General features: G+C 74.0%; 15 protein-coding genes, 1 pseudogene and 1 riboswitch. Of the genes and pseudogenes, 5 read left to right on the top strand and 11 right to left on the bottom strand.

What is annotated here, in order from left to right:
* The first annotated feature begins 61 nt into the window (after nucleotides 1-61).
* A complete protein-coding gene (locus FM076_RS08780) occupies nucleotides 62-2281 on the top strand; it encodes an NADP-dependent isocitrate dehydrogenase (RefSeq protein ID WP_173869357.1) in 2220 nt (739 codons plus the stop codon).
* Nucleotides 2282-2536: 255 nt separating this feature from the next.
* Here the strand turns inward: FM076_RS08780 and FM076_RS08775 are convergent, their stop codons facing one another.
* The gene (locus FM076_RS08775; protein ID WP_173869356.1) at nucleotides 2537-3475 is read right to left on the bottom strand and encodes a DUF1206 domain-containing protein; all 939 of its coding nucleotides are present in this window, start codon (nucleotides 3473-3475) and stop codon (nucleotides 2537-2539) included.
* Nucleotides 3476-3775: 300 nt separating this feature from the next.
* Here FM076_RS08775 and FM076_RS08770 point away from each other — a divergent pair, with 300 nt between their 5' ends.
* On the top strand, nucleotides 3776-6283 hold the full coding sequence (locus FM076_RS08770) for an ATP-binding protein (protein WP_202034913.1): 2508 nt from the start codon (nucleotides 3776-3778) through the stop codon (nucleotides 6281-6283).
* Nucleotides 6284-6400: 117 nt separating this feature from the next.
* Here the strand turns inward: FM076_RS08770 and FM076_RS08765 are convergent, their stop codons facing one another.
* Entirely contained in the window at nucleotides 6401-7570 is a 1170-nt protein-coding gene (locus tag FM076_RS08765) for a hypothetical protein (RefSeq protein WP_173869355.1), read from the bottom strand.
* A 178-nt stretch (nucleotides 7571-7748) separates the two neighbouring features.
* Nucleotides 7749-9149 (bottom strand): DUF5685 family protein, encoded by a 1401-nt coding sequence (locus FM076_RS08760; protein ID WP_173869354.1) that lies wholly within the window; start codon nucleotides 9147-9149, stop codon nucleotides 7749-7751.
* Between the two features lie 279 nt (nucleotides 9150-9428).
* On the opposite strand from FM076_RS08760, the pseudogene FM076_RS33535 reads away from it, so the two are divergent.
* Both FM076_RS33535 and FM076_RS08755 read left to right on the top strand, forming a co-directional pair.
* Nucleotides 9429-9626: pseudogene (locus tag FM076_RS33535) on the top strand (threonine--tRNA ligase); the annotation flags it as partial.
* Nucleotides 9627-9696: 70 nt separating this feature from the next.
* Nucleotides 9697-10107, top strand: a complete 411-nt coding sequence (locus FM076_RS08755; RefSeq protein WP_173869353.1) for a hypothetical protein — start codon at nucleotides 9697-9699, stop codon at nucleotides 10105-10107.
* Nucleotides 10108-10228: 121 nt separating this feature from the next.
* Here the strand turns inward: FM076_RS08755 and FM076_RS08750 are convergent, their stop codons facing one another.
* The 5 genes from FM076_RS08750 to FM076_RS08730 all read right to left on the bottom strand — a co-directional run bounded on the left by FM076_RS08750 (nucleotide 10229) and on the right by FM076_RS08730 (nucleotide 15474).
* A complete protein-coding gene (locus FM076_RS08750) occupies nucleotides 10229-11050 on the bottom strand; it encodes a (2Fe-2S)-binding protein (protein WP_173869352.1) in 822 nt (273 codons plus the stop codon).
* A complete protein-coding gene (locus FM076_RS08745; protein ID WP_173869351.1) occupies nucleotides 11040-11846 on the bottom strand; it encodes an ABC transporter ATP-binding protein in 807 nt (268 codons plus the stop codon). The genes FM076_RS08750 and FM076_RS08745 overlap by 11 nt, the downstream gene beginning before the upstream one ends.
* Nucleotides 11843-12841 (bottom strand): FecCD family ABC transporter permease, encoded by a 999-nt coding sequence (locus FM076_RS08740; protein WP_180218148.1) that lies wholly within the window; start codon nucleotides 12839-12841, stop codon nucleotides 11843-11845. The genes FM076_RS08745 and FM076_RS08740 overlap by 4 nt, the downstream gene beginning before the upstream one ends.
* A 92-nt stretch (nucleotides 12842-12933) precedes the next feature.
* Nucleotides 12934-14040 (bottom strand): ABC transporter substrate-binding protein, encoded by a 1107-nt coding sequence (locus tag FM076_RS08735; protein WP_173869350.1) that lies wholly within the window; start codon nucleotides 14038-14040, stop codon nucleotides 12934-12936.
* Between the two features lie 69 nt (nucleotides 14041-14109).
* Nucleotides 14110-14291, bottom strand: a riboswitch (cobalamin riboswitch).
* A gap of 451 nt (nucleotides 14292-14742) precedes the next feature.
* Nucleotides 14743-15474, bottom strand: a complete 732-nt coding sequence (locus FM076_RS08730; protein WP_173869349.1) for a hypothetical protein — start codon at nucleotides 15472-15474, stop codon at nucleotides 14743-14745.
* Between the two features lie 158 nt (nucleotides 15475-15632).
* Between FM076_RS08730 and FM076_RS08725 the strand changes: the two genes are divergently transcribed.
* Entirely contained in the window at nucleotides 15633-17870 is a 2238-nt protein-coding gene (locus FM076_RS08725) for a terpene synthase family protein (protein WP_173869348.1), read from the top strand.
* On the opposite strand, the gene FM076_RS08720 is transcribed toward FM076_RS08725, so the two are convergent.
* The 3 genes from FM076_RS08720 to FM076_RS08710 form a co-directional block, all read right to left on the bottom strand.
* Nucleotides 17803-18783 (bottom strand): DMT family transporter, encoded by a 981-nt coding sequence (locus FM076_RS08720; RefSeq protein WP_173869347.1) that lies wholly within the window; start codon nucleotides 18781-18783, stop codon nucleotides 17803-17805. The two genes, FM076_RS08725 and FM076_RS08720, sit on opposite strands and share 68 nt — an antisense overlap.
* Nucleotides 18784-18929: 146 nt before the next feature.
* Entirely contained in the window at nucleotides 18930-19268 is a 339-nt protein-coding gene (locus FM076_RS08715) for a hypothetical protein (RefSeq protein ID WP_428814753.1), read from the bottom strand.
* A gap of 122 nt (nucleotides 19269-19390) precedes the next feature.
* On the bottom strand, nucleotides 19391-20339 hold a 949-nt coding region (locus tag FM076_RS08710), incomplete at its 5' end, for an FAD-dependent oxidoreductase (protein ID WP_173869346.1).

Raw genomic sequence — 20339 nt, 5'->3', positions numbered from 1 at the left:
GGGATATCTTGATATCGAGACGATGTAAACGCGAGACGCGAAGACGCGAAGCGGAGTAGCGGTGACTGACTCGACCATCATCTATACGCACACTGACGAGGCCCCGGCCCTGGCGACGTATTCGTTCCTGCCCGTGGTCGAGGCCTACGCCTCGACCGCCGGTGTCGCCGTCGAGACCCGCGACATTTCCCTGGCCGGCCGGATCATCGCCAGCTTCCCGGAGCGCCTGGAGGAGAACCAGCGCGTCGAGGACGCCCTCGCCCAGCTCGGCGAGCTGGCGAAGACCCCCGAGGCCAACATCATCAAGCTGCCGAACATCTCGGCGTCCATCCCGCAGCTCAAGGCGGCCATCGCCGAGCTGCAGGAGCAGGGCTACGCGCTGCCCGACTACCCGGACGACCCGAAGACCGACGAGGAGCGGGAGATCCGCGCCCGGTACGACAAGGTCAAGGGCAGCGCCGTCAACCCGGTGCTCCGGGAGGGCAACTCCGACCGCCGCGCTCCGGCCTCGGTGAAGAACTACGCCAAGGCCAACCCGCACCGGATGGGCGCGTGGAAGGCCACCTCGAAGACCAACGTCTCCCACATGGAGGGCGACGACTTCCGCTCCACCGAGAAGTCCGTCGTCCTGGCCGAGGACGGCACCCTGCGCATCGAGCTGCACGGCGACGACGGCTCGACCACCGTGCTGCGCGAGTCCGTGCCCGTCCTGGCCGGTGAGGTCGTGGACGCGTCCGTGATGCGGGTGACCGCCCTGCGCGAGTTCCTCAAGCGGCAGGTGGAGCGGGCCAAGGCCGAGGGCGTGCTCTTCTCGGTGCACCTGAAGGCGACGATGATGAAGGTCTCCGACCCGATCATCTTCGGCCACGTCGTCCGCGCGTTCTTCCCGCAGACCTTCGCCGCCTACGGCGACAAGCTGGCCGCCGCCGGCCTGACCCCGAACGACGGCCTGGGCGGCATCTTCAAGGGCCTGGAGTCGCTGCCCGAGGGCGACAAGATCAAGGCGTCGTTCGACGCGGAGCTGGCCCAGGGCCCGGACCTGGCGATGGTCGACTCGCACCGCGGCATCACCAACCTGCACGTGCCCAGCGACGTCATCGTGGACGCCTCCATGCCCGCGATGATCCGCACCTCGGGCCACATGTGGAACAAGGACGACCAGGAGCAGGACACCCTCGCGGTCATCCCCGACAGCAGCTACGCGGGCATCTACCAGGTCGTCATCGACGACTGCAAGGCCAACGGCGCCTTCGACCCGGCCACCATGGGCTCCGTCCCGAACGTCGGCCTGATGGCGCAGAAGGCCGAGGAGTACGGCAGCCACGACAAGACGTTCGAGATCCCGCGCACCGGCACCGTCCGCGTGGTCGACGCCGCGGGCGAGGTCGTGCTGGAGCAGACGGTCGGCGAGGGCGACATCTTCCGGATGTGCCAGACCAAGGACGTGCCGATCCAGGACTGGGTCAAGCTCGCCGTCAGCCGCGCCCGCGCCACCGGCGACCCGGCCGTTTTCTGGCTGGACGAGACCCGCGCCCACGACCGGAACCTCATCGGCAAGGTCCGCGAGTACCTGCCGCTGCACGACACCGAGGGCCTCAGGATCGAGATCATGTCGCCGGCCGACGCGATGAAGTTCTCCCTGGAGCGCATCCGCCGCGGTGAGAACACCATCTCGGTCACCGGCAACGTGCTGCGCGACTACCTCACCGACCTGTTCCCCATCCTGGAGCTGGGCACCAGCGCCAAGATGCTCTCGGTCGTGCCGCTGATCAACGGCGGCGGGCTGTTCGAGACCGGTGCGGGCGGCTCCGCGCCCAAGCACGTGCAGCAGCTCGTCAAGGAGAACTACCTGCGCTGGGACAGCCTGGGCGAGTTCCTCGCACTGGCCGTCAGCTTCGAGCACCTGGCGCAGAAGACGGGCAACGCGCGCGCCCAGATCCTCGCCGACACCCTCGACCGCGCCACGGGCACGTTCCTGAACGAGAACAAGTCCCCGACCCGTCGCGTCGGCGGCATCGACAACCGCGGCAGCCACTTCTACCTGGCCCTGTACTGGGCGCAGGAGCTGGCCCGGCAGACCGAGGACCCGCAGCTGGCCGAGGCGTTCGCGGGCCTCGCCGCGACGCTGTCCGAGCAGGAGAGCACCATCGTCGAGGAGCTGCTGGCCGTCCAGGGCAAGCCGGCCGACATCGGCGGCTACTACCAGCCCTCCCCCGAGAAGGCGGCGGCCGTGATGCGCCCGTCGAAGACCTTCAACGAGGCGCTGGCGACGCTCGGCTGAACCGGAGCCGGAGCCGGGGCCGGTCCCCTCGCGTATGAGAGGGCCCCGGTGGCGGTGTCCGACCGCCGCCGGGGCCCTCCCGCGTACCCGGCCCCCGGGGGCGGCCGGAACCCACTTCGGGGGGGGGGCGGCCGGAAACCGGACCCACACATGGTGGCGGCCGGAAACCGGACCGTCCGCATTCGGGCCTCCCGTGTCAGGCCACCCCCTTCAGGCCACTCCCTGCAGGCTGCCTGGCTCTCAGGCCGCCCGCCCTCAGGTCCTGCGCCAGCGGGCCACCGCGAACGAGTAGACGCCGAAGAACGCCAGCCCCACCGCCACCGCGACCAGCAGCCACGGCCCCGCCGGAGTCTCGGTGAAGGCGCGCAGGGTGTCGTCCAGGCCCTTGGCCCGCCGCGGCTCGTACGTCAGCGCGGCGCGGAGCAGGAAGACGCCCGCCGCCGCGAACACCAGCCCGCGCGCCAGACCGCCCACTACCCCCGTCAGGTCGACGAACCTTCGCTGGCCCGCGGACATCCGCCCGGTCCTCAGCTGCTTGTGGTACTTGCGCAGTGCGGCGCGCACGGCCATCACCACCCCGGCGACCATCACGGCCACGCCCACGACGCCGGCCAGCCACTGCCCGGCGGGCAGGCCCAGCACCTTCGCCGTCACGTCCTGCGACTGCCTGTCGGACGCGCCGCTCCCGCTGCCCTTGTCCCCGACGGCGAAGGCCAGCACCGAGTAGGCGACGAACGCGTAGAAGACGCCGCGCGCCGCCGACAGCAGACGGGCGCGCACCCTGTGCCCGCCCGGTTCGGTGACGCCCCAGGCCGCCTCCGCCAGCCGCCACAGGGCCATCCCGGCCAGCGCCAGCCCGAGCGCCCACAGCACGAGCGCCCCGAACGGCTGCCCGGCGACCTCCTTGAGCGCGCCGCCCCGGTCGGCCTGGCCGCCTCCCTTCCGCCCGTCGGCGAACGCCACCTGGAGGGCGAGGACGCCGATCAGCAGGTAGATGACGCCCCGCGCCAGGAAACCGGCCCGCGCGGCCCCACCGAGGACGGGTCGCGCCTCCTCCCTGGCCCGCGCCGCACCCGGCCCGCGCCGCCACCTTCTCGAACCGGTGCCCCCGCGCCCGCTCCGGGAGCCGCCCCCACGGCTGCCTCTGGGACCGCTCCCGCGACCGCCGCGGAACCACGGCACGGACATCTCCATGGCACCCTCCCTGCCTTCCGCGCTGCCTGGTTCTGCGACAGCGGGTGCCCCGGAGCGGCATGGACACGCCCACAGGCCGCGGCGCCCGGCCGGGAGACCGGTGGCGAACCGATGGCGAACCGGTGGGGAACCGGTGGGGAACGGGTGGGAAACCGGTGGGGCCGTCACCTCGGCTTGTCCGAACTCGTGCGCCGCTCATGCTCGTTGAGGTGACGACCGATGGGTAGGGCATAGAGAGACCACGGAGAACCTGTGTCATATGCCCATGGCATCCGCTGAGGCGTCGGACGGGAGCGGGGGATGAGCGAGGACAGAGAGGAAAGGGAAGAAAGAGAAAGAGGAAGAGAACAAGAAGGAGAAGGGGAAGGGGAAGGACGCGAAGCAGCCCGGCACAACGTCATCTCGGGGGAGGCCGCGCTCACCGGCGTCACGGTGCAGGCGGGCCAGGTGTACGGCGGAATCCACGCACACCTCCCCGCGGCGGCCACGCCGGTCCCCCGCCAACTCCCGCCCGTCTCCCGGCTCTTCACCGACCGGGAGGGCGACCTGCGGGCGCTCGAAGCGGCCCGCGACCGGCGGGCCGGCTCCGCGTCACCCCTGATCGTGGTCACCGGCCCGGCCGGGATCGGCAAGACGACGGTGGCCACCCACTGGTTGAGGCAGTTGACGGACGCCTACCCCGGTGGCCAGTTCTACGTCGACCTCCGCGGGCACACGCTGGACAGCGCGGTCCGCCCCGGCGAGGTACTGGGGCAGTTCCTCCGTGCCATGGGCGCACCCGCCGCGACCGGCCTCGCGGAGCAGGCGGCGCTGTGGCGCTCGATGACGGCACAGCTGCGCATCGCCGTCCTCCTGGACAACGCCTCCACGGCGGCGCAGGTGCGCTCCCTGCTGCCCGGGGGCGAGGGCAGCCTCGTCGTCGTCACCTGCCGTCAGCGGCTGACCGGCCTCGGGATCGAGGGAGCCGACTTCCACGAACTCGGCTCCCTCCCGCCGAAAGCCGCGACCGAACTGCTGTGCAGGGGCGTGGGGGCCGAGCGCATCACCCGGGACGCCGCCGCGGCCAAGAGGGTGGTCGACCTGTGCGCGGGCCTGCCGCTGGCCCTCTGCCTCGTCTCCGCCCGGCTGGCGGCCCGCCCCGGCCAGCCCGTACGGGCCATGGCCGAGGCGCTCTCCAGCGACCGGCGGCGCCTGACGGTGCTCGAAGTGAAAGGGGAACGGGCCGTGCGGGGAGTGCTGGACGAGTCCTACGCCGCCCTGAGCGGTCCGGCGGCCGAGCTGTACCGGGGCCTCGGGCTGCTGCCGGTGCTGACGTTCGACAGGTGGCTGGCCGCCGCCGTCTGCCAGGTCACACCGGCGGAGGCGGAGACGCGGCTGGACGCGCTGGTCGAGGCCAACCTGCTGGAGGACCACGGCGAGGCCGGGTACCGCTTCCACGACCTGGTGCGGCTGCACGCCGGTGAACGCGCGTACGCCGCCCAGAGCCGGGCCGACCGCGCGGCCACCGTGCGCCGGGCCTTCGACGTCCGCCTGGCGGCCGTGGCGGAGGCCGAACGGCTGCTGGTACCGGCGCGGCAGCCGATGGCCCGGGACCACGCGACGCCACTCGCACGCGTGCAGCGTTTCGACGACGCACCGGCCGCGCTGGCCTGGCTGGCCGCCCAGCGGCCCGACCTGATGAGCCTGCTGCGCGAGGCGGCCACCCGGGGCTGGCACGAGGCGGCCTGGCAGCTGACCGACGCCATGTGGCCGCTCTTCCTGCGCCTGCGGCACCACGAGGACTGGATCGCGGCCCACCGCATCGGCCTGGACGCGGCACGCCGCGCGCACGACCGTGCGGCCGAGCGCCAGATGCTCACCTCGGGAGCGGCCGGCCTCAGCAGCGCCGGACAACTGGACGAAGCGGCGGAGTGGTACGACCAGGCCCGGGAGTCGGCCCGCCGCGACGGCGCGCGACGGCCGTACGGTCAGGCGCTGCTCGGCCTGGGAGCGTGCAAGTTCGAGTTGGGGCGGGGCGCCGAAGGCGTGCCCTACCTGCGCGAGGCCATCGAGGTGTGGGAGGGGATCGGATACGTGCGGGGGGCCGCGCTCGCCCGCATCGTCCTCGGCGAGATCGCGCTGGAGCGCTCGGCACCGCAGGAGGCGGTCGGCCACTTCGCGCACGCCCACCGCGCGCTGGGGACCGTACGGGACCCGCACGACGAGACGCGGGCACTGGCCTTCCTCGGCCTCGCGCACTGCCGGGCCGGCGACACGCTCCGCGGCACCGAGGAACTCACGCGGGCACTGGAGACCTTCACCGGCGCCGGCTCCACCCACTGGCAGGGACGCACCCTGGAGATGCTGGGCCTCGCCGCCGAGGCCCAGGACGACCCCGGAACAGCGGCCGAGCACTACCAACGGGCCCGCGCCCTATGGCAACCCATCAGCTCCCGCGACGCGAACCGGATGCGGGAGCGGCTACGCACCCTCCACACCCGTGAACGGGGAACCGCGACGGGGGCAATCGGGACGGATACCGGCGAGACGGTTCCCGCTGGGACGGAGGCGGCTGGGACGGTTCCCGCCGGGACGGAGGCCGCAGGAACGGAGGCCGCCGGGGTGGACCTCTCCGGGATGGACCCCGCCGGAGCCGGTGCCGCCGGGGTGGATTTCCCCGGCGCGGACTCGACCGGTGCGGACCCCACCGGTGCGGACCCCACCGGTGCGGACCCCACCGGAACAGGTCCCACCACGGCGGGTCCCGCCGCGGCGGGAGCCTCCGACGCCGAGGAGGCCGGGGGGCCGCGGACGCCCGAGACGCCGTAGGCACCCCATACGTCCGGGCCTCCGGGGGGGCGGCCGGGCCCGGCGAGGGCGGGAGGGCCCGTGAGGGGGCCCGGCCGCCCCCCACGGGCCCCCGCGCGATCCGTCGGAGGCTTCCGCTCAGGCGGAAGCCTCCGTCCCCTCTTCCGCGTCCTCGCCGTCCAGCGGCGCGGGGGCCGGAAGCCGCCGGGTCTCGGCCGGGTAGGCGGGCTGGCCGAGGCCGAGGTGCCGGTACATCAGGGCCCGCATGTTCCGGCTGAAGCGGCCCGGCTGCGAGCTGATGCGCGCGGCGATGCGTGCGTACTCCTCCAGCCGGTACTCCTCGCGCGCGTAGGCGAGTTGCTCGGTCAGCGGCCGGGAGGGGGTGAACGCGGGGGCGAGACGGGCGAGCGCGGCGGCGGGGGAGTGCGGGTTGATCTCCTCCTGGGGTGTCGCCGCGAGCAGGATCGGCACCCCGGCGAGCGTTCCGTACAGCGTCGCGGAGCCGTGGTCCCCCACGATCCAGTCCGCGCTCAGGACGTACGGACGCCAGTCGGCGGTCGCGGGGACCAGGTGGACGCCCGCCTCGCGGCAGCGGGACAGCCACGCCCGCACCTGCCACGCCCCGTGCCCCGCCCACACGTTGGTGTGGATCAGCACCGCGACCCGGATGCCGCTGCTCCGCGCCTGGGCGGCGAGCCAGGGCAGCAGGGCCTCGAAGCGGGTGAAGAAGGACCGCGGGCCCCAGGTCGTCGTCAGCGCCAGCAGCCGTTCGCCCGGCGCCAGCCCCAGTGCGCGGCGGTAGCGGTCCCGCAGGGGGAGGCTGGCCACCATCCGGTCCCGTACCGGGTCGCCCGCCACCACCGCGCGCGGTACGGCGGCGGAGAACGTACGGGCCAGCTCCCGTGCGTCGGCCCGGTGGGCGAGGACGACCGCGGCCGGCAGCCGCCCGCCCGGCGCCAGATCGTCCCGGCGCAGCCCCGGCACCTGCGAGCCGGCCCGGCCGACCATCCGCTTCAGGAAGTTCGCCCCGTGCGGCACGGTGATGACCGGCGCCCGCACCTCCTGCATGCCGCGCGGCCCGGCGGCCAGCGCGAGGTCGAAGCGCATCCGTACGGCCTTGTGCCACGGCAGCACCGGACCGCCCAGGCCGCGCAGGAACTCCTCCACCCCGTTCCGGAACGCGTGCGGCGGCGCCGTGAACAGCACCTGGACGCGGAAGTCCCCTCCCAGCAGGGGGAAGATGTCGAGCAGCCGCCGTCCGTAGACCACCGTGTGCACGACGACCAGCACGGTCTTCCGATCCGTCATGGTGAGCCACTGGCGCGGCCCGCGTGAAGCGTCGAACGCAGACAAATTGGGATACCCCCGTCTCCGCGATGTCGTTGCTGCTTGTCTTCGCGAAGAGGGGCATGCCCGCGGCCGCTGTCGGAATCCTTGCGGTCTTCTTGACGGCTCCTTGCAGCCCCGGTCCGGTGCCTCGGGGGACTCAGCAGTCGCAGCAGCCGCAGTCGCAATTGCAGTCGCAATTGCAGCACTCACAGCAGTCGCAGCAGTCGCACAGGTCGCGGCAGCTGCCCTCGCGCTTCTTGCGGGACCAGGGGCCCTCGTACTCCTCGGCGCAGCACAGCTGACAGGTGCAGCACAGGCCGGCGAAGGCGGCGCAGCCCGCCCAGAAGCCGCGCGGTGGCTTGCGGCCGGGACGCGGGGACCCGCCGACCGGTCCTTCCGGGCCGCCGGGACCGTCGCTCCCGCCGCCCCAGCCGTCCCAGCCGCCGCCTCCCGGCCCGCCGTCCGGTGGCGGGGTGTGGCCGCCGCCCGCGTACGGCTGCTGGGGACCGTTGAGACCCTGCGGCGCCTGGCCGTACGGAGGCTGCCCGTGCCGGCCGTGCGGCGCCTGCCCGTGCGGCGGCTGGCCGTGCGGGGGCTGGCCGTACGGGGGCAGGCCGTACGGGGATTGTGCGGGGACGCCCTGCTGGTACGGGGCGCCGGGGGCGGGGCCCGGGTGCGGGCCGGGACCCGTGTGGGCGCACCGGACCGTGCCGAACGCGCGGTCCACGGCGCGCGGCAATTCGTGGACCAGCAGGACATGGGCGAGCTTGGGGTCGGCGAAGTCCACCTCGCGCAGCGCCAGCCGGATGCCGTGGAGGGCGTCGTCGCACAGGCGGCGGGCTTCGGTGAGACCCGCGCCGGTGGCGGTCAGCGGGTTCCAGGCACCCTCGGCGGCGTCCTGGGCGCGGTCCTCGACCGCGTCCAGCAGGTGGGCGAGGCGGCCGAAGAGGCGGCCCGCCTCGGCGAGGGGCGCCGCGTTGCCGGGCTTGCCCGCCAGGACGGCGGTGTGGGCGAAGGCCGCGGCCGTGGCGGTCTCGGTCGGCTCGGTGACGGCGGTCAGCGGTGTGCCCGGCCCCGCGGCGCGCTCCACGTGGGTCTGCCGGTCCACGGCGTCGAGCAGGACGGCCGTGTCGAAACCGACGGCGCCGCCCGAGCGGGCGCCGGCCCGGTCCCAGCCGGCCGCGACGCGGCGGGCCGCCGCGGCCACCGGGCGGCGGCGCAGCAGCCCGTTCCGGTCGGCGATGTGGTCCCGTACCTTCGCCGAGGCCAGCACCAGTGAGACCGAGGCGGCCAGCCGGGCGCCCTCGCCCTGGGCGACGGTGGCCGTCCGCATGCCCCGCAGGGGGCAGGGGCCCGCGGTACGGCGGGCGGCGGCGGCCCGCCCGCTCTGCGCGTCGGTGAGGACGGAGACGAGCAACCCGTCGTAGTTGGTCACCAGCCGGGCGAACTGCCCGTGGACGCCCCGCAGCGCGAGACACAGCCCGCACAGATGCGCCATCCATTCGGTCCTGAGACTCTCGGACAGGCGGTGCCGGCATGGCCTGACTATTCCGAACACGAATTCCCCCGTGCTACCCGTTCAGCCGCGGCGGCCACGGCCCTGCTCCGGGCCCGGCCGCAGCCGCGGTGCGGTGATCGTACCCAGGGCCACGCCCGCGGCGTCCAGCCCGGCCGGAGGAGTGTGCGGGAATGCCCCGTTCCGCGTCGTCGCAGGTCACACCGGTGCGGGCCGCGGGTCTCGGTGCTGCCGGCGGGAGCCGCCGCGGCTGTCAGGGCTCCTGGGAGCGGAACCACTCGGCCAGGCGGGCCAGTTCCGCGTCGGTGAGGCCGCTGCCGGGATCGACGCGCAGCGGGAGGGCGGGCCCGCCTGGTCCCGTACCAGGCGGTCGTCGGCCCGCGTGAGGCCGGTGCGGGCCGGGTCGCCCCGCGTCTGCGGGACGGCCGCCGCCCCGCGCCGCTGCCCGTCGGGGAGGCGCTCGCCCGGATCACCGCCCTGGTGCGGGGGCACGGCACCGCGCTGTGGGACGGGGCCTAGGGTGGGCTGCGGGAGAGGGCGGAGAGGGGACGAGGGGGAAGTAGGGGACGGGGGAGAGGGGAAGGGACGTATGACGACGTGGGGCCTGGTCGCGGAGTACACCGTGGGCATGGGCGAGAACAAGCACCTGGTGGCCCATGTGATCGGGCATGTGGAGGGCACCCGCGAGGAGGCCATGGAGGCGTTGCACCGCCGCGCCCGGCACTACCGGCCCGAGCACCCCAGAAGTCCCCGGCGCCGGCGGCTCTTCCGGACCGGCGAGGGCTTCCTGCTGGTCGTGGACGGCTCGTACGAGACCTTCGGCACCCGGTTCCAGGTGGCGGAGCTGCTGGAGGACTCCGAGGCCCCGGCCGAACCCCCCGAACGCCCCGCACCGGCGGAGGAGTCCGTGGAGCCGGACCCGGAGGTGCCGGACGTGGAGCGGTACCCGGACGGGGTGCCGGTCAAGCCCGCGTGGCTGGGCCGCACCGACCTGCCGTGAGGCGCTCCGCGCGGTCCGGGCGCGCTCGGCGTTCCGCGTAGGCGCTCGGTCTCCGGCGTCCCGCCTAGGCGCTCGGTGTGTCCGGCGTCCTGCCTGGGCACTCGGCGTCCGGCGCAGGCGCTCAGCGTGCCGCGTAGGCGCGCAGCCGGTCCGCGCGCGGGGTCAGACAGCAGCTCGCGCAGCGGACCGCCTCGGCGCTGGTGTAGTAGAGGCAGCAGGTGGTGCGGAGGTAGTGGAGGCGGCGGGTTCCGTCGGTGTGGACGACCTCGGCGAGGTCACCGAGAGCCGCCAGCCGGGGCAGGGGCGGGCCGGGAGCCGCCAGCCGGGGCGCGGGTGCGGTGAACTCGGCCCAGCGCCGGGCCAGTTCGGCCGTCTCGCGGGGCGCCGCGGCGCTCAGCGCCGTCGCGCAGCCGTGTGCCACCCCGCCGTGCAGCTGCCGCAGCCCCGCCCGGGTGTCCCGGCGCAGCGCCGCGGCGAGCGGCAGCAGATGGGTGTGCAGCACCGCCTCGTGGAGGGCGGGAAGGGTGGCCGTCCGGTCCTCGGAAGGCGCCGCCAGCAGGCGCGGTACCCGCAGCCGTACACCGGCGATTCCGTGGGTGCCCGGCCGGACCAGGACGTTGTGCGGCCGCACGTCCCACACGCGTCCGTCCAGCACCCAGCCCAGCATCGCCACCGCCGTCACCCGGCCCGCGTACACGGCGATCAGGGTGAGGGCCGCCGCGTGGGCGGTGCGGTGTCCGCTGCCCGCCCACTCGGCCGCCAGCAGCCGTGCCCGCTCGGGGCTGCCCGCCTCCAGCAGGCGGTCGGCGGGCAGCCACGCCTCCGCCTGCTCCGGCGGTGGCTCGCCGGGCAGCACGTGGTAGCGGGTGCCGTGCGCGGAGGCGAGGTCGGTCAGTGCGACGAGCGCTGTCAGCTCGTCCGGCACCAGGGGGTCACCGTGCACGGGGCGCCTCCCGCGGCGGCAGGTACACGACGGTGGGCGCGCCCGTGCCGGGGTGGACGTCGACCTCGGCGCGTACCCCGTACACCCGCGCCAGCAGGTCCGCCGTCAGCACCTCGCGCGGTGTGCCGTCCGCGACCACGCGCCCGGCCTCCAGCACGTACAGCCGGTCGCAGAAGTACGCGGCGAGGTTGAGGTCGTGCAGGGCCAGCAGGCAGGTGGCGGGCAGGTCCCGGACGAGGGCGAGCAGCTCCCACTGGTAGCGCACGTCCAGGTGGTTGGTCGGCTCGTCCAGGACGAGCAGCGCGGGGTCCTGCACCAGCGCGCGGGCCACCAGGACGCGCTGCCGCTCGCCGCCCGACAGCTGGTCGAACGGCCGCCCGGCCAGCGGCGCCGCGCCCGTGTGCTCCAGCGCCCCGGCAACCCGCGCGGTGTCCCGCGCGCTGTCGCCCTCCCAGAACCGCTTGTGCGGGGAGCGGCCCATCGCCACGACCTGGCCGGCTCTCAGCCCGAACCCGCCGCCCGCGTCCTGCGGTACGGCCGCCACCCGGCGGGCCCGCGCCTTGGTGCCCAGCGCGGCGGCGTCCTCCCCGTCGAGCAGGATCCGGCCCCGGGTGGGGCGCAGCGTCCCGTAGACGCACCGCAACAGGGTCGTCTTGCCGCTGCCGTTGGGCCCGACCACGCCCACGGTCTCGCCGGGCCGGGCCTCCAGCGTCACCCCGTCGAGCAGGGCGCGGCCCGAGGCCGCCCGGTAGGAGACCTCCTCGGCGCGCAGCGCGCACGCGGCCGCCCGGCTCATCCCGTCACCCCCTCGGCGTGCTGGGAGCGGCGCAGCAGCCACAGGAAGAACGGGCCGCCCGTCAGTGCCGTCAGGATCCCCACGGGGATCTCCTGCGGGGCGGCGAGGGTCCGCGCCGCCAGGTCGGCCAGCACCAGGAACGCGGCGCCGCCCAGCGCCGCGACCGGCAGCAGCGCGCGGTGTGCGGCGCCGACCGCCATCCGTGCCGCGTGCGGCACCATCAGCCCGACGAAGCCGATCGCGCCGCCGGCCGTCACCAGCACCGCCGTCACCAGCGAGGCCAGCACGAACGCGGCGGCCCGGAAGCGGTTCACGTCGAGTCCCAGCACGGTGGCGCCCTCCTCCCCGGCCAGCAGCAGGTCCAGCGGTCTGGCCAGCGCCAGCAGCAGGACCAGTCCGGCCGAGAGCACCAGCGCGGGCAGCGGCAGGGTGTCCCAGCGGGCCTGGCCGAGCCCGCCGAGCGTCCAGAAGAGGATGGCCCGCAGGTGCTCGTTCTCGGAGGAGGTCACCAGGACCAGGCTCGTCAGCGCGGAGAGCACGTACTGCACCGCGACCCCGGCCAGCACCAGCCGTCCCGTCGTCATGGTGCCGCCGCGCCGGGCCATCGCGTAGACGACGACGAGCGCCGTCATCGCGCCGGCGAACGCCCCCAGGGGCAGGGAGACGGCGCCGATCCCGAAGACCACCACCAGCGCGGCGCCGGTGGAGGCGCCGGAGGAGATGCCCAGCAGGTAGGGGTCGGCCACCGGGTTGCGCACCAGCGCCTGCAGCACGGCGCCCACCAGGGCCAGTCCGGCACCCACCACGGCCGCCAGCAGGACGCGCGGCAGCCGTACGTCCAGCACGATGGTGGTGTACGGCCCCGGTCCGGACCGACCGGTCAGTACGCCCAGCACCTCGCCCACCGGTATCCGCGCCGAGCCCAGGGCCAGCCCGGCGACGGCCCCGGCCACCAGGACGGCGCCCAGCACGCCCGCCACCAGCGTGCGGCGCAGCGGCGAGGCGGCGGAGCCGAGGGCGGCGGGTGGGGTAGCGGGGGAGGCGGCGGAGGTCGTGGGGGTGGAGGCGGAGGTGTGCGGCACGCCGCTCACCCGTCCCCGTGGCCGGCCGCGCGCGGGTGCAGCTGCCGGGCCAGCGACTCGACGGCGTCGGGCACGCGCGGCCCCAGCACCGCCGACGAGAGCGGCAGCACCGCGAACCGCTTGTGCTTCACGGCGGGGACGCCGGCCAGCGCCGGGTCCGTCAGCAGCCGCTTCTTCTTCTGCGCGACGCTCGTGCCGCCGTAGTCGTAGACGACCACGACCTCGGGCTTGCGCTGCACGACCTTCTCCCAGGAGACGTCGGCGAACGCCTTGTCCACGTCCCCGAAGACGTTGCGGGCGCCGGCCCGGCGCAGGATCTCGTTGCCGATGCCCTCGCCGCCGGCCGTGAACGCGGAGGAGTCGCCGCTGTCGTAGACGAAGACGGGCGTCCTCGGCGTGCCCTTCAGCCGCCGCGCGGTGGCCGCCAGCCGCCTGTCCTGCTTCCGGATCAGCGCCTCGGCCCGCCCGGGGACGCCGAAGACGCGGCCCACCTCGCGGATCTCCCTGCGGAGGGTGCCCAGGTCCACGTTCGTCGTGCAGCCCTCCAGATTGAGCCGGGTCCTGATGCCGCTGTCGGCGAGGGCGGCGCGGTCGCGGCCCTCGGACCGGTCGAAGGCGCTGGCGTAACCGCCGTAGACGAAGTCCGGGGCGGCCGCCAGCAGCGTCTCCTTGGACGGGTACTTCCCGGCCAGCACCCTGACCTTCTGGTACGCCTTGGCGTAGCGCGGCGCGATCCGGTCGTCCAGGTAGGCCGTGCCGGCCATCCGGTCCTGGAGGCCGAGCGCCAGCATGATCTCGGTGACGTGCTGGTTCATGGTCACGGCCCGCTTCGGCGGCGCGGTGAAGGTCGTCCTCACCCCGCAGTTGTCGACCGTGTAGGGGAACCCCTCGGGCGAGCCGCCGTCCGCCTTCCCCGAGGCGGCACCGCCCCCGCAGGCCGCCAGCGGCACCAGCAGCAGCGGGACGAGCGCCGCGCGCACCGCGCGGCGCGGGGAACGGCGGGGGCGCAGTGGGGAACGCCCGGCGCAGCGGGTGCACCGGTCGGGGGGAGGGGCGGCGCCCGCCCGCAGGGCGGCACGGGATATCGGGGGCACCCGACGCGTTCGGCGCATGGCCAGCTGTGTCCTTCTCCGTCGTGAGCCCAGTCGCGGGGCCCGGCGTACCACCGCGCCCGGAAGAGCCCCGGAGCGCGGGTGCCAGCAGGTCTTCGGGCTCGGGACTGCCGGGGAGCGCGCCTTCCCGGGGACCTCGTCCCCAGTGGCCTCGTGCACACCCCAGTCCCACACCGCTGCGCGTCAGCTCCGGTCTCCCACCGGATTCCCTGACCCCGTCACGGGGTTCGACTGGCGGCTGCAACGTACCACGGGGGCGGCAGACCGCAGGAAGGGGGGAGAAGTACGGGGGAAGTACGGGAGAAGCGGCAAAAGGGACCCCGGGGCTTTGCCCGGCCCCGGGGTCCTGGGTGCCGTTCGCTCGCACGCCCTGGCGGTTCATGGGCGGATCGTTCGGCGATGCCCTCGCGTGGAGCCACTCCACCACGGCCGCACGTGGAACGGCCGGCCGGGTTCGAACCGGCGTCTCGAGGTCGTCACCGCCCCGGTTGCCGGGCGATGAACGGCGATGCTGAGCTTGGAGCGAGAGGTTGAGCTTGACCGGCCTCCTGTCTCGGCAGGGCGGCCGGGGGTTCACACATCAGCTTCTGACTCAGCTTTGCGCTCCTGGCGCACCCCGGGCCGAGGGCCGCTGAAGCCCTGGCCCGGGGAGTCTTGAGTTGTGTGCGGGGACGAGCCGACCGGGCGCGGTCCCGGCGCGGCTCAGGCGAAGAGGTAGCCGAAGACGGCGTCGCCGACGCGCTGGTCGGTCACCTCGGTCGCGTTGGCCTCCTCGCGGGCGAACTTCACCGCCGCGGACAGCTTCTCCAGCCGCTCCAGCAGCTCGTTGACGCGCCGCGCCGGCAGGGCGCCGGAGTACTTGACCGTGGTCCAGTAGCCGACGGGGACGTCCTCGTAGTAGACCTCGACCTGGGCCGGGTGCTTGTCGGTGGCCTCGGCCTTCACATGGTTGCGCGGCACCTTCTTGGTGCGGACCGTGCGGACCTGCTCGGTCTTCCACCAGTCCGTGGACGGGTCGCGCTCCCACGCCTCCGCGCCGTCCAGCACCGGCAGCCTGCGCAGGAAGGTGCCCAGCTCGCCGAGCTGCTTCTCCAGGAAGAGCAGATAGGAGACCGGCACCTGCGCCAGGACCGTGTGCCCGTCGACGACCACGTCCGCGCGGGCCGTCAGGTTCGCCCAGTCCTTCGTCGCGGTCACATCGAACAGCCGGGTGAGGATCTTTGCCGTTTCCTTCAGCACATCCTCGGCCTTGACCTGGACCCGGGTCGACTCCGGCGGAAGCTGCTCGCCCTCTTCGTCCTTGGGCTGGTATGTACGCGAGATACCGGCCAGCATCTGCGGCTTCCCCAGCCCGTGCTGCGCCTGCGCCAGGTCCTGGGCCACCTTGGACTTGACGCCCTTCTCGACTGCGATGATCTGATTCAGCTTCGCCACGATCGTGAACCTACCAGCCCAACATCCGCGCACGCCAAGCGTTTTGTTCGAGCGGTCCCCGCCATGACATCCCACGTACGGGTGAAAAAGGATGTTCATCGCTTCGCGCGGGGTAGGCCAAGTCCGCACCGGATCCGACGAGCTGGGGGGACCGCGCGGTGTCGCAACCCTTCGAACTGCCCGACTTCTACGTGCCGTATCCCGCCCGCCTCAACCCGCACCTCGACCACGCGCGGGAGCACTCGCGCGCGTGGGCCCGCGAGCTGGGCATGCTGGAGGGCTCCGGCATCTGGGAGACCGCGGATCTGGACGCGCACGACTACGCGCTGCTGTGCGCCTACACGCACCCCGACGCGAGCGCGGACGACCTGGCGCTGGTCACCGACTGGTACGTGTGGGTCTTCTTCTTCGACGACCACTTCCTGGAGGAGTTCAAGCGCACCCAGGACCGCGCGGGCGGCAAGGCGTATCTGGACCGGCTGCCGCTGTTCATGCCGCTGCGGGACCAGGCGCCGGTGCCCGAGCCCACCAACCCCGTCGAGGCGGGCCTGGCCGACCTGTGGGCCAGGACGGTCCCGTCGATGTCGGCCGACTGGCGCGCCCGGTTCGCCGTCAGCACCGAGAACCTGCTCAACGAGTCGCTGTGGGAGCTGTCCAACATCAACATCGGGCGGGTGCCGAACCCGGTCGAGTACATCGAGATGCGGCGCAAGGTCGGCGGCGCGCCCTGGTCCGCGGGCCTGGTCGAGTTCGCCGCGCACGCCGAGGTGCCCGCCGCCGTCGCCTCGTCCCGCCCGCTGTGCGTCCTGCGCGACACCTTCTCCGACGCCGTCCACCTGCGCAACGACCTCTTCTCCTACGAGCGGGAGACGAGGGAGGAGGGCGAGCTGTCCAACGGCGTCCTCGTCCTGGAGACCTTCCTGGACTGCACCACCCAGGAGGCCGCCGACGCCGTCAACGACCTGCTCACCTCCCGCCTCCAGCAGTTCGAGCACACCGCGCTGACGGAGGTGCCGGCGCTCTGTGCCGGCAAGGGGCTGGACGCGGCGGCCTGCGCCGACATCGCCGCCTACACCAAGGGGCTCCAGGACTGGCAGTCCGGCGGCCACGAGTGGCACCTGCGCTCCAGCCGCTACATGAACGGCGGGGGAGCCGCCGCGCGGCCCGCACCGTCCTCGCTCCTGCTGCCGTTCCTGCCCTCGGGGCCGGGCACTTCGGCGGCCGACGCGCCGCACTCCCTGTGGCGGGGCCACGCCCGCGCCCACGCGCGCCGCACCCGCTCCTTCACCCACGTCCCCTACGAGCGGACCGGCCCCTCGGTGCTGCCCGACTTCGAGATGCCTTTCACGGCGAGGCGCAGCCCGCACCTGGCCGGGGCCCGCGAGCGCGTCGTCGTCTGGGCCCGCGCCATGGGCATGCTCGACCCGCAGCCGGACGTGCCCGGCGGCACCGTGTGGGACGAGGAGCTGATCCGCGACCACGACCTGCCGCTGTGCGCCGCGGGCATCCACCCCGACGCGACGCCCGACCAGCTCGACCTGACTTCGGCCTGGCTGGCCTGGGGCACCTGGGGCGACGACTACTACCCGCTCCGCTTCGGCAGCACGCGCGATCTGCCGGGCGCCCGGGTGTGCACCGAGCGGCTGTCGCTGTTCATGCCCGTCGAGGGGGAGCCGGTCCCGCCGCCGGCCGGTCCGCTGGAGCGCTCGCTGGCCGATCTGTGGGCCAGGACGGCGGGCCCGATGAGCGTCGCCAAGCGCCGCCGCTTCCGCGCCGCCGTCGAGACCATGGCGGACAGCTGGCTGTGGGAGCTGGACAACCAGGCGCAGAACCGGATCCCCGACCCCGTCGACTACGTCGAGATGCGGCGCAGGACCTTCGGCTCCGACCTGACCATGAGCCTGTGCCGGCTGGCGCACCCGGACAGCATCCCGGAGGAGGTCTACGCCAGCGGCCCCATGAAGTCGCTGGAGAACGCGGCGGCCGACTACGCCTGCCTGCTCAACGACGTCTTCTCGTACCAGAAGGAGATCGAGTTCGAGGGCGAGATCCACAACGGGCTGCTCGTCGTCCGCGACTTCTTCGACTGCGACTACCCCACGGCGCTGCGCATCGTGGACGACCTGATGACCTCCCGCATGCGGCAGTTCCAGCACGTGGCCGCGCACGAGTTCCCCGTGCTCTACGACGACTTCGCGCTCGACGAGGACGGGCGGGCGGCGCTGGACGGCTATGTGCGGGACCTGGAGAACTGGATGTCCGGCATCCTCGTGTGGCACCGCGGGTGCCGCCGCTACACCGAGGCGGACCTGCGGCGGCACTTCTCGCCTAGCCGGCCGTTCGACCGTCCTGCGGGACTGGGGACGTCGGCCGCGCGGCTGGTGCGGCAGCACTAGCCGGGGGCTCGTGGGGCGGCCGCTCCCCGCGGCTCCGCGACCGGGAGACGGCCACCCCCGCCAGGCACAGCAGGCCGCCCGCCAGGGCGAGCCGGCCGGGCACCTCGTCCAGGAGGAGCCAGGACAGCAGCACGACGAGGAAGGGCACCACATAGGTCGTGGCGCCCATGCGGCCCGCGGTGGTGCGGGAGAGGGCGAAGGCCCAGGTGCTGAAGGCGAGCGCGGTCGGGAACACGCCGAGATAGACGACGTTGAGGGTCGCCGGCAGCGGCGCGTCCCGTACGTCGGAGAGCAGTTGCCCGCTGAACGGCAGGCAGGCCACGAAGCCGATGAGGCAGCCGAAGGTGGTGGTCTGCAGCGGGGAGGCGTGCCGCAGCGCCGGCTTCTGGCTGACCACGCCGATGGCGTAGGTGACGGCGGCGAGCAGGCACAGTGCCACACCCAGCGGCGAGGAGCCGCCGCCGCCCCCGGAGACGGAGAGGCCGACGACGACGGCGCCCGCGAAGGAGACCGCCATTCCGGCCAGCAGCCGGGAGGGGAAGCCCTCCTTCAGCAGCCAGCCGCCCAGCAGGGCCATCAGGAGGGGCCCGACGTTGACGACCATGGCGGCCGTGCCCGCGTCGACCAGGCGCTCGCCCCAGTTGAGGGTGACCGTGTAGGCGCAGAACCACAGCACGCCGGAGAGGACGATGCCGCGCCAGGCGGCCTTGGGCGGCAGCCCCTCGCGCCGCAGCAGCAGCGCCGCGCCCAGGACGAGGGAGCCCACACCGAGCCGCCCGAGCGCCATGGCCCCGGGGGAGTAGTGTGCGCCGGCGCTGCGTATGGACACGAAGGCCGAGGCCCACAGCACGACGGTGACCGCCGCGGCCCCCAGTGCCATGATCTCGGCGCGTGACCTGCTGCCTGTCGCCATCGGGGTGTTCCGCCCTTCGCCGCTGTACGGTCCTGACACGCGCGGACGCACGCGTCAGGACCGTATGGCACCTATGGTGATGACGCCAAGCGGATTTCGGACGCCGTCCTCTCCCGCGACGGGCGCACGGAGGAAGCGCTACCGGGTCACGGCAGCAGCGAGCGGACCAGCCGGCAGGTGGCCGGCGACGGCGGGTGCACGCCGATGCGCTGCGCGGTGGCGTGGATGGTGTGGTCGCACGCCTGCTCGACGGTGTAGACGCCGGTGTCGAGCAGGGCTATGGCGATCCGCATGGCCTTGAGCCGGCGGTTGTGGGTCACGTACCACTCGCGCGGCCGGCCGGCCGGCAGTGGCTTCTTCGGCAGGACGGGCAGGGTGGACATCGTCGGCAGGTGCGGTTGCTGGTGCTGCGGACGCTTCTTGGAGGAGGTGCGGGAGGTGGGGCGGGAGTGCGAACGAGGGGTGCGGGAACGGACAGCAGTCATCGACGGTCTCCTTTGAAACCTCGGTGCGCTTCCTTGCTGACTACCCCTTATCCTACCCGGCCCCACTGACAGAACCCGCTGGTCATCGGGGAGTTCGGGATCTTTGTTCGATTAGTCGGCGGCTAGGCGGCAGCCTCCTGGGCGAGCTGTCCGGGCACCGCCGGACGCCCGAAGTCCCGCAGGATCTGCTCCGTGGCCCGCTCCGCCGACACCAGCGCCCCGCGCGGGGTGCTGGTGTCCCGGTGCTCCCCGCACACGTACAGCCCGGACAGCACCCGCACCGGTCGGCACGGGTCGTGCGGCGCGGGCATCGCGGGCACCGCGTCCGGGTCGTGGTAGGCGGCCAGCAGCTCCCAGCGGTCCGTGGACGTGCCGTAGACGCGGGCCAGTTGACCGCGCGCCGCCTTGTCCAGCGCCGCCGGCGGCTCGGCCGACCGCTCGCCCAGCACCACCGAGGTGACCAGGGTCCGGCCCGGCTCCGCTCGCGACGGGTCCACGGCGGAGGCCACCCAGGTGTGGCTGACCGGGGCGGCGTCCTCGGCGCCGTCCTCGTCGCGCCCGGCGCACACCGTGAACGACGGCTCCGGCGCGCCCAGCGGGACGGGCTCCTCCGCGGCGTGGTGCAGCACGGTCACCGGGTGGAAGTCCGGCACCCGCAGCCCCGGCAGCAGCGCGGCGGCCGAGCGGGCCCCGGTGGCCACCAGGACGGCCTCGCACGGGAAGGTGCCGTGCCGCTCGGTCGCCACGGCGTGGGTGCTCACGGAGGTGGCCCGCACCCCGGTGCGCACCGTGCCGTCCGGCAGTGCCGCCGCCAGCAGTTCGGGAACGGTGGCCTGGCCGCCCGCCGGTACGCACAGCCCGCCGCGTGCGAAGCCGCGCAGCGTCAGATCGGCGACCCGGCTGGAGGTCGTCAGGTCCGGGTCCGACAGCAGCGCGGTGAGCAGCGGCCGCACCAGTGTCCGGGCCGGCCGGGCCGGCAGGCCGCGGGCCGACAGCGCCTGGGCCGCGGGGAGTTCGGGCCGGGTGAGCAGCCCCTGGGGCGGCACCGCGGCGAACCGGCCGAGCGCCGCG

Origin of the sequence: Streptomyces albus subsp. chlorinus (genome assembly GCF_013302895.1) — a bacterium.
Lineage (GTDB): Bacteria > Actinomycetota > Actinomycetes > Streptomycetales > Streptomycetaceae > Streptomyces > Streptomyces chlorinus.
The sequence above is the reverse complement of the archived record's forward strand: the minus strand, read 5'-3'. Positions and strand labels throughout refer to the sequence as shown.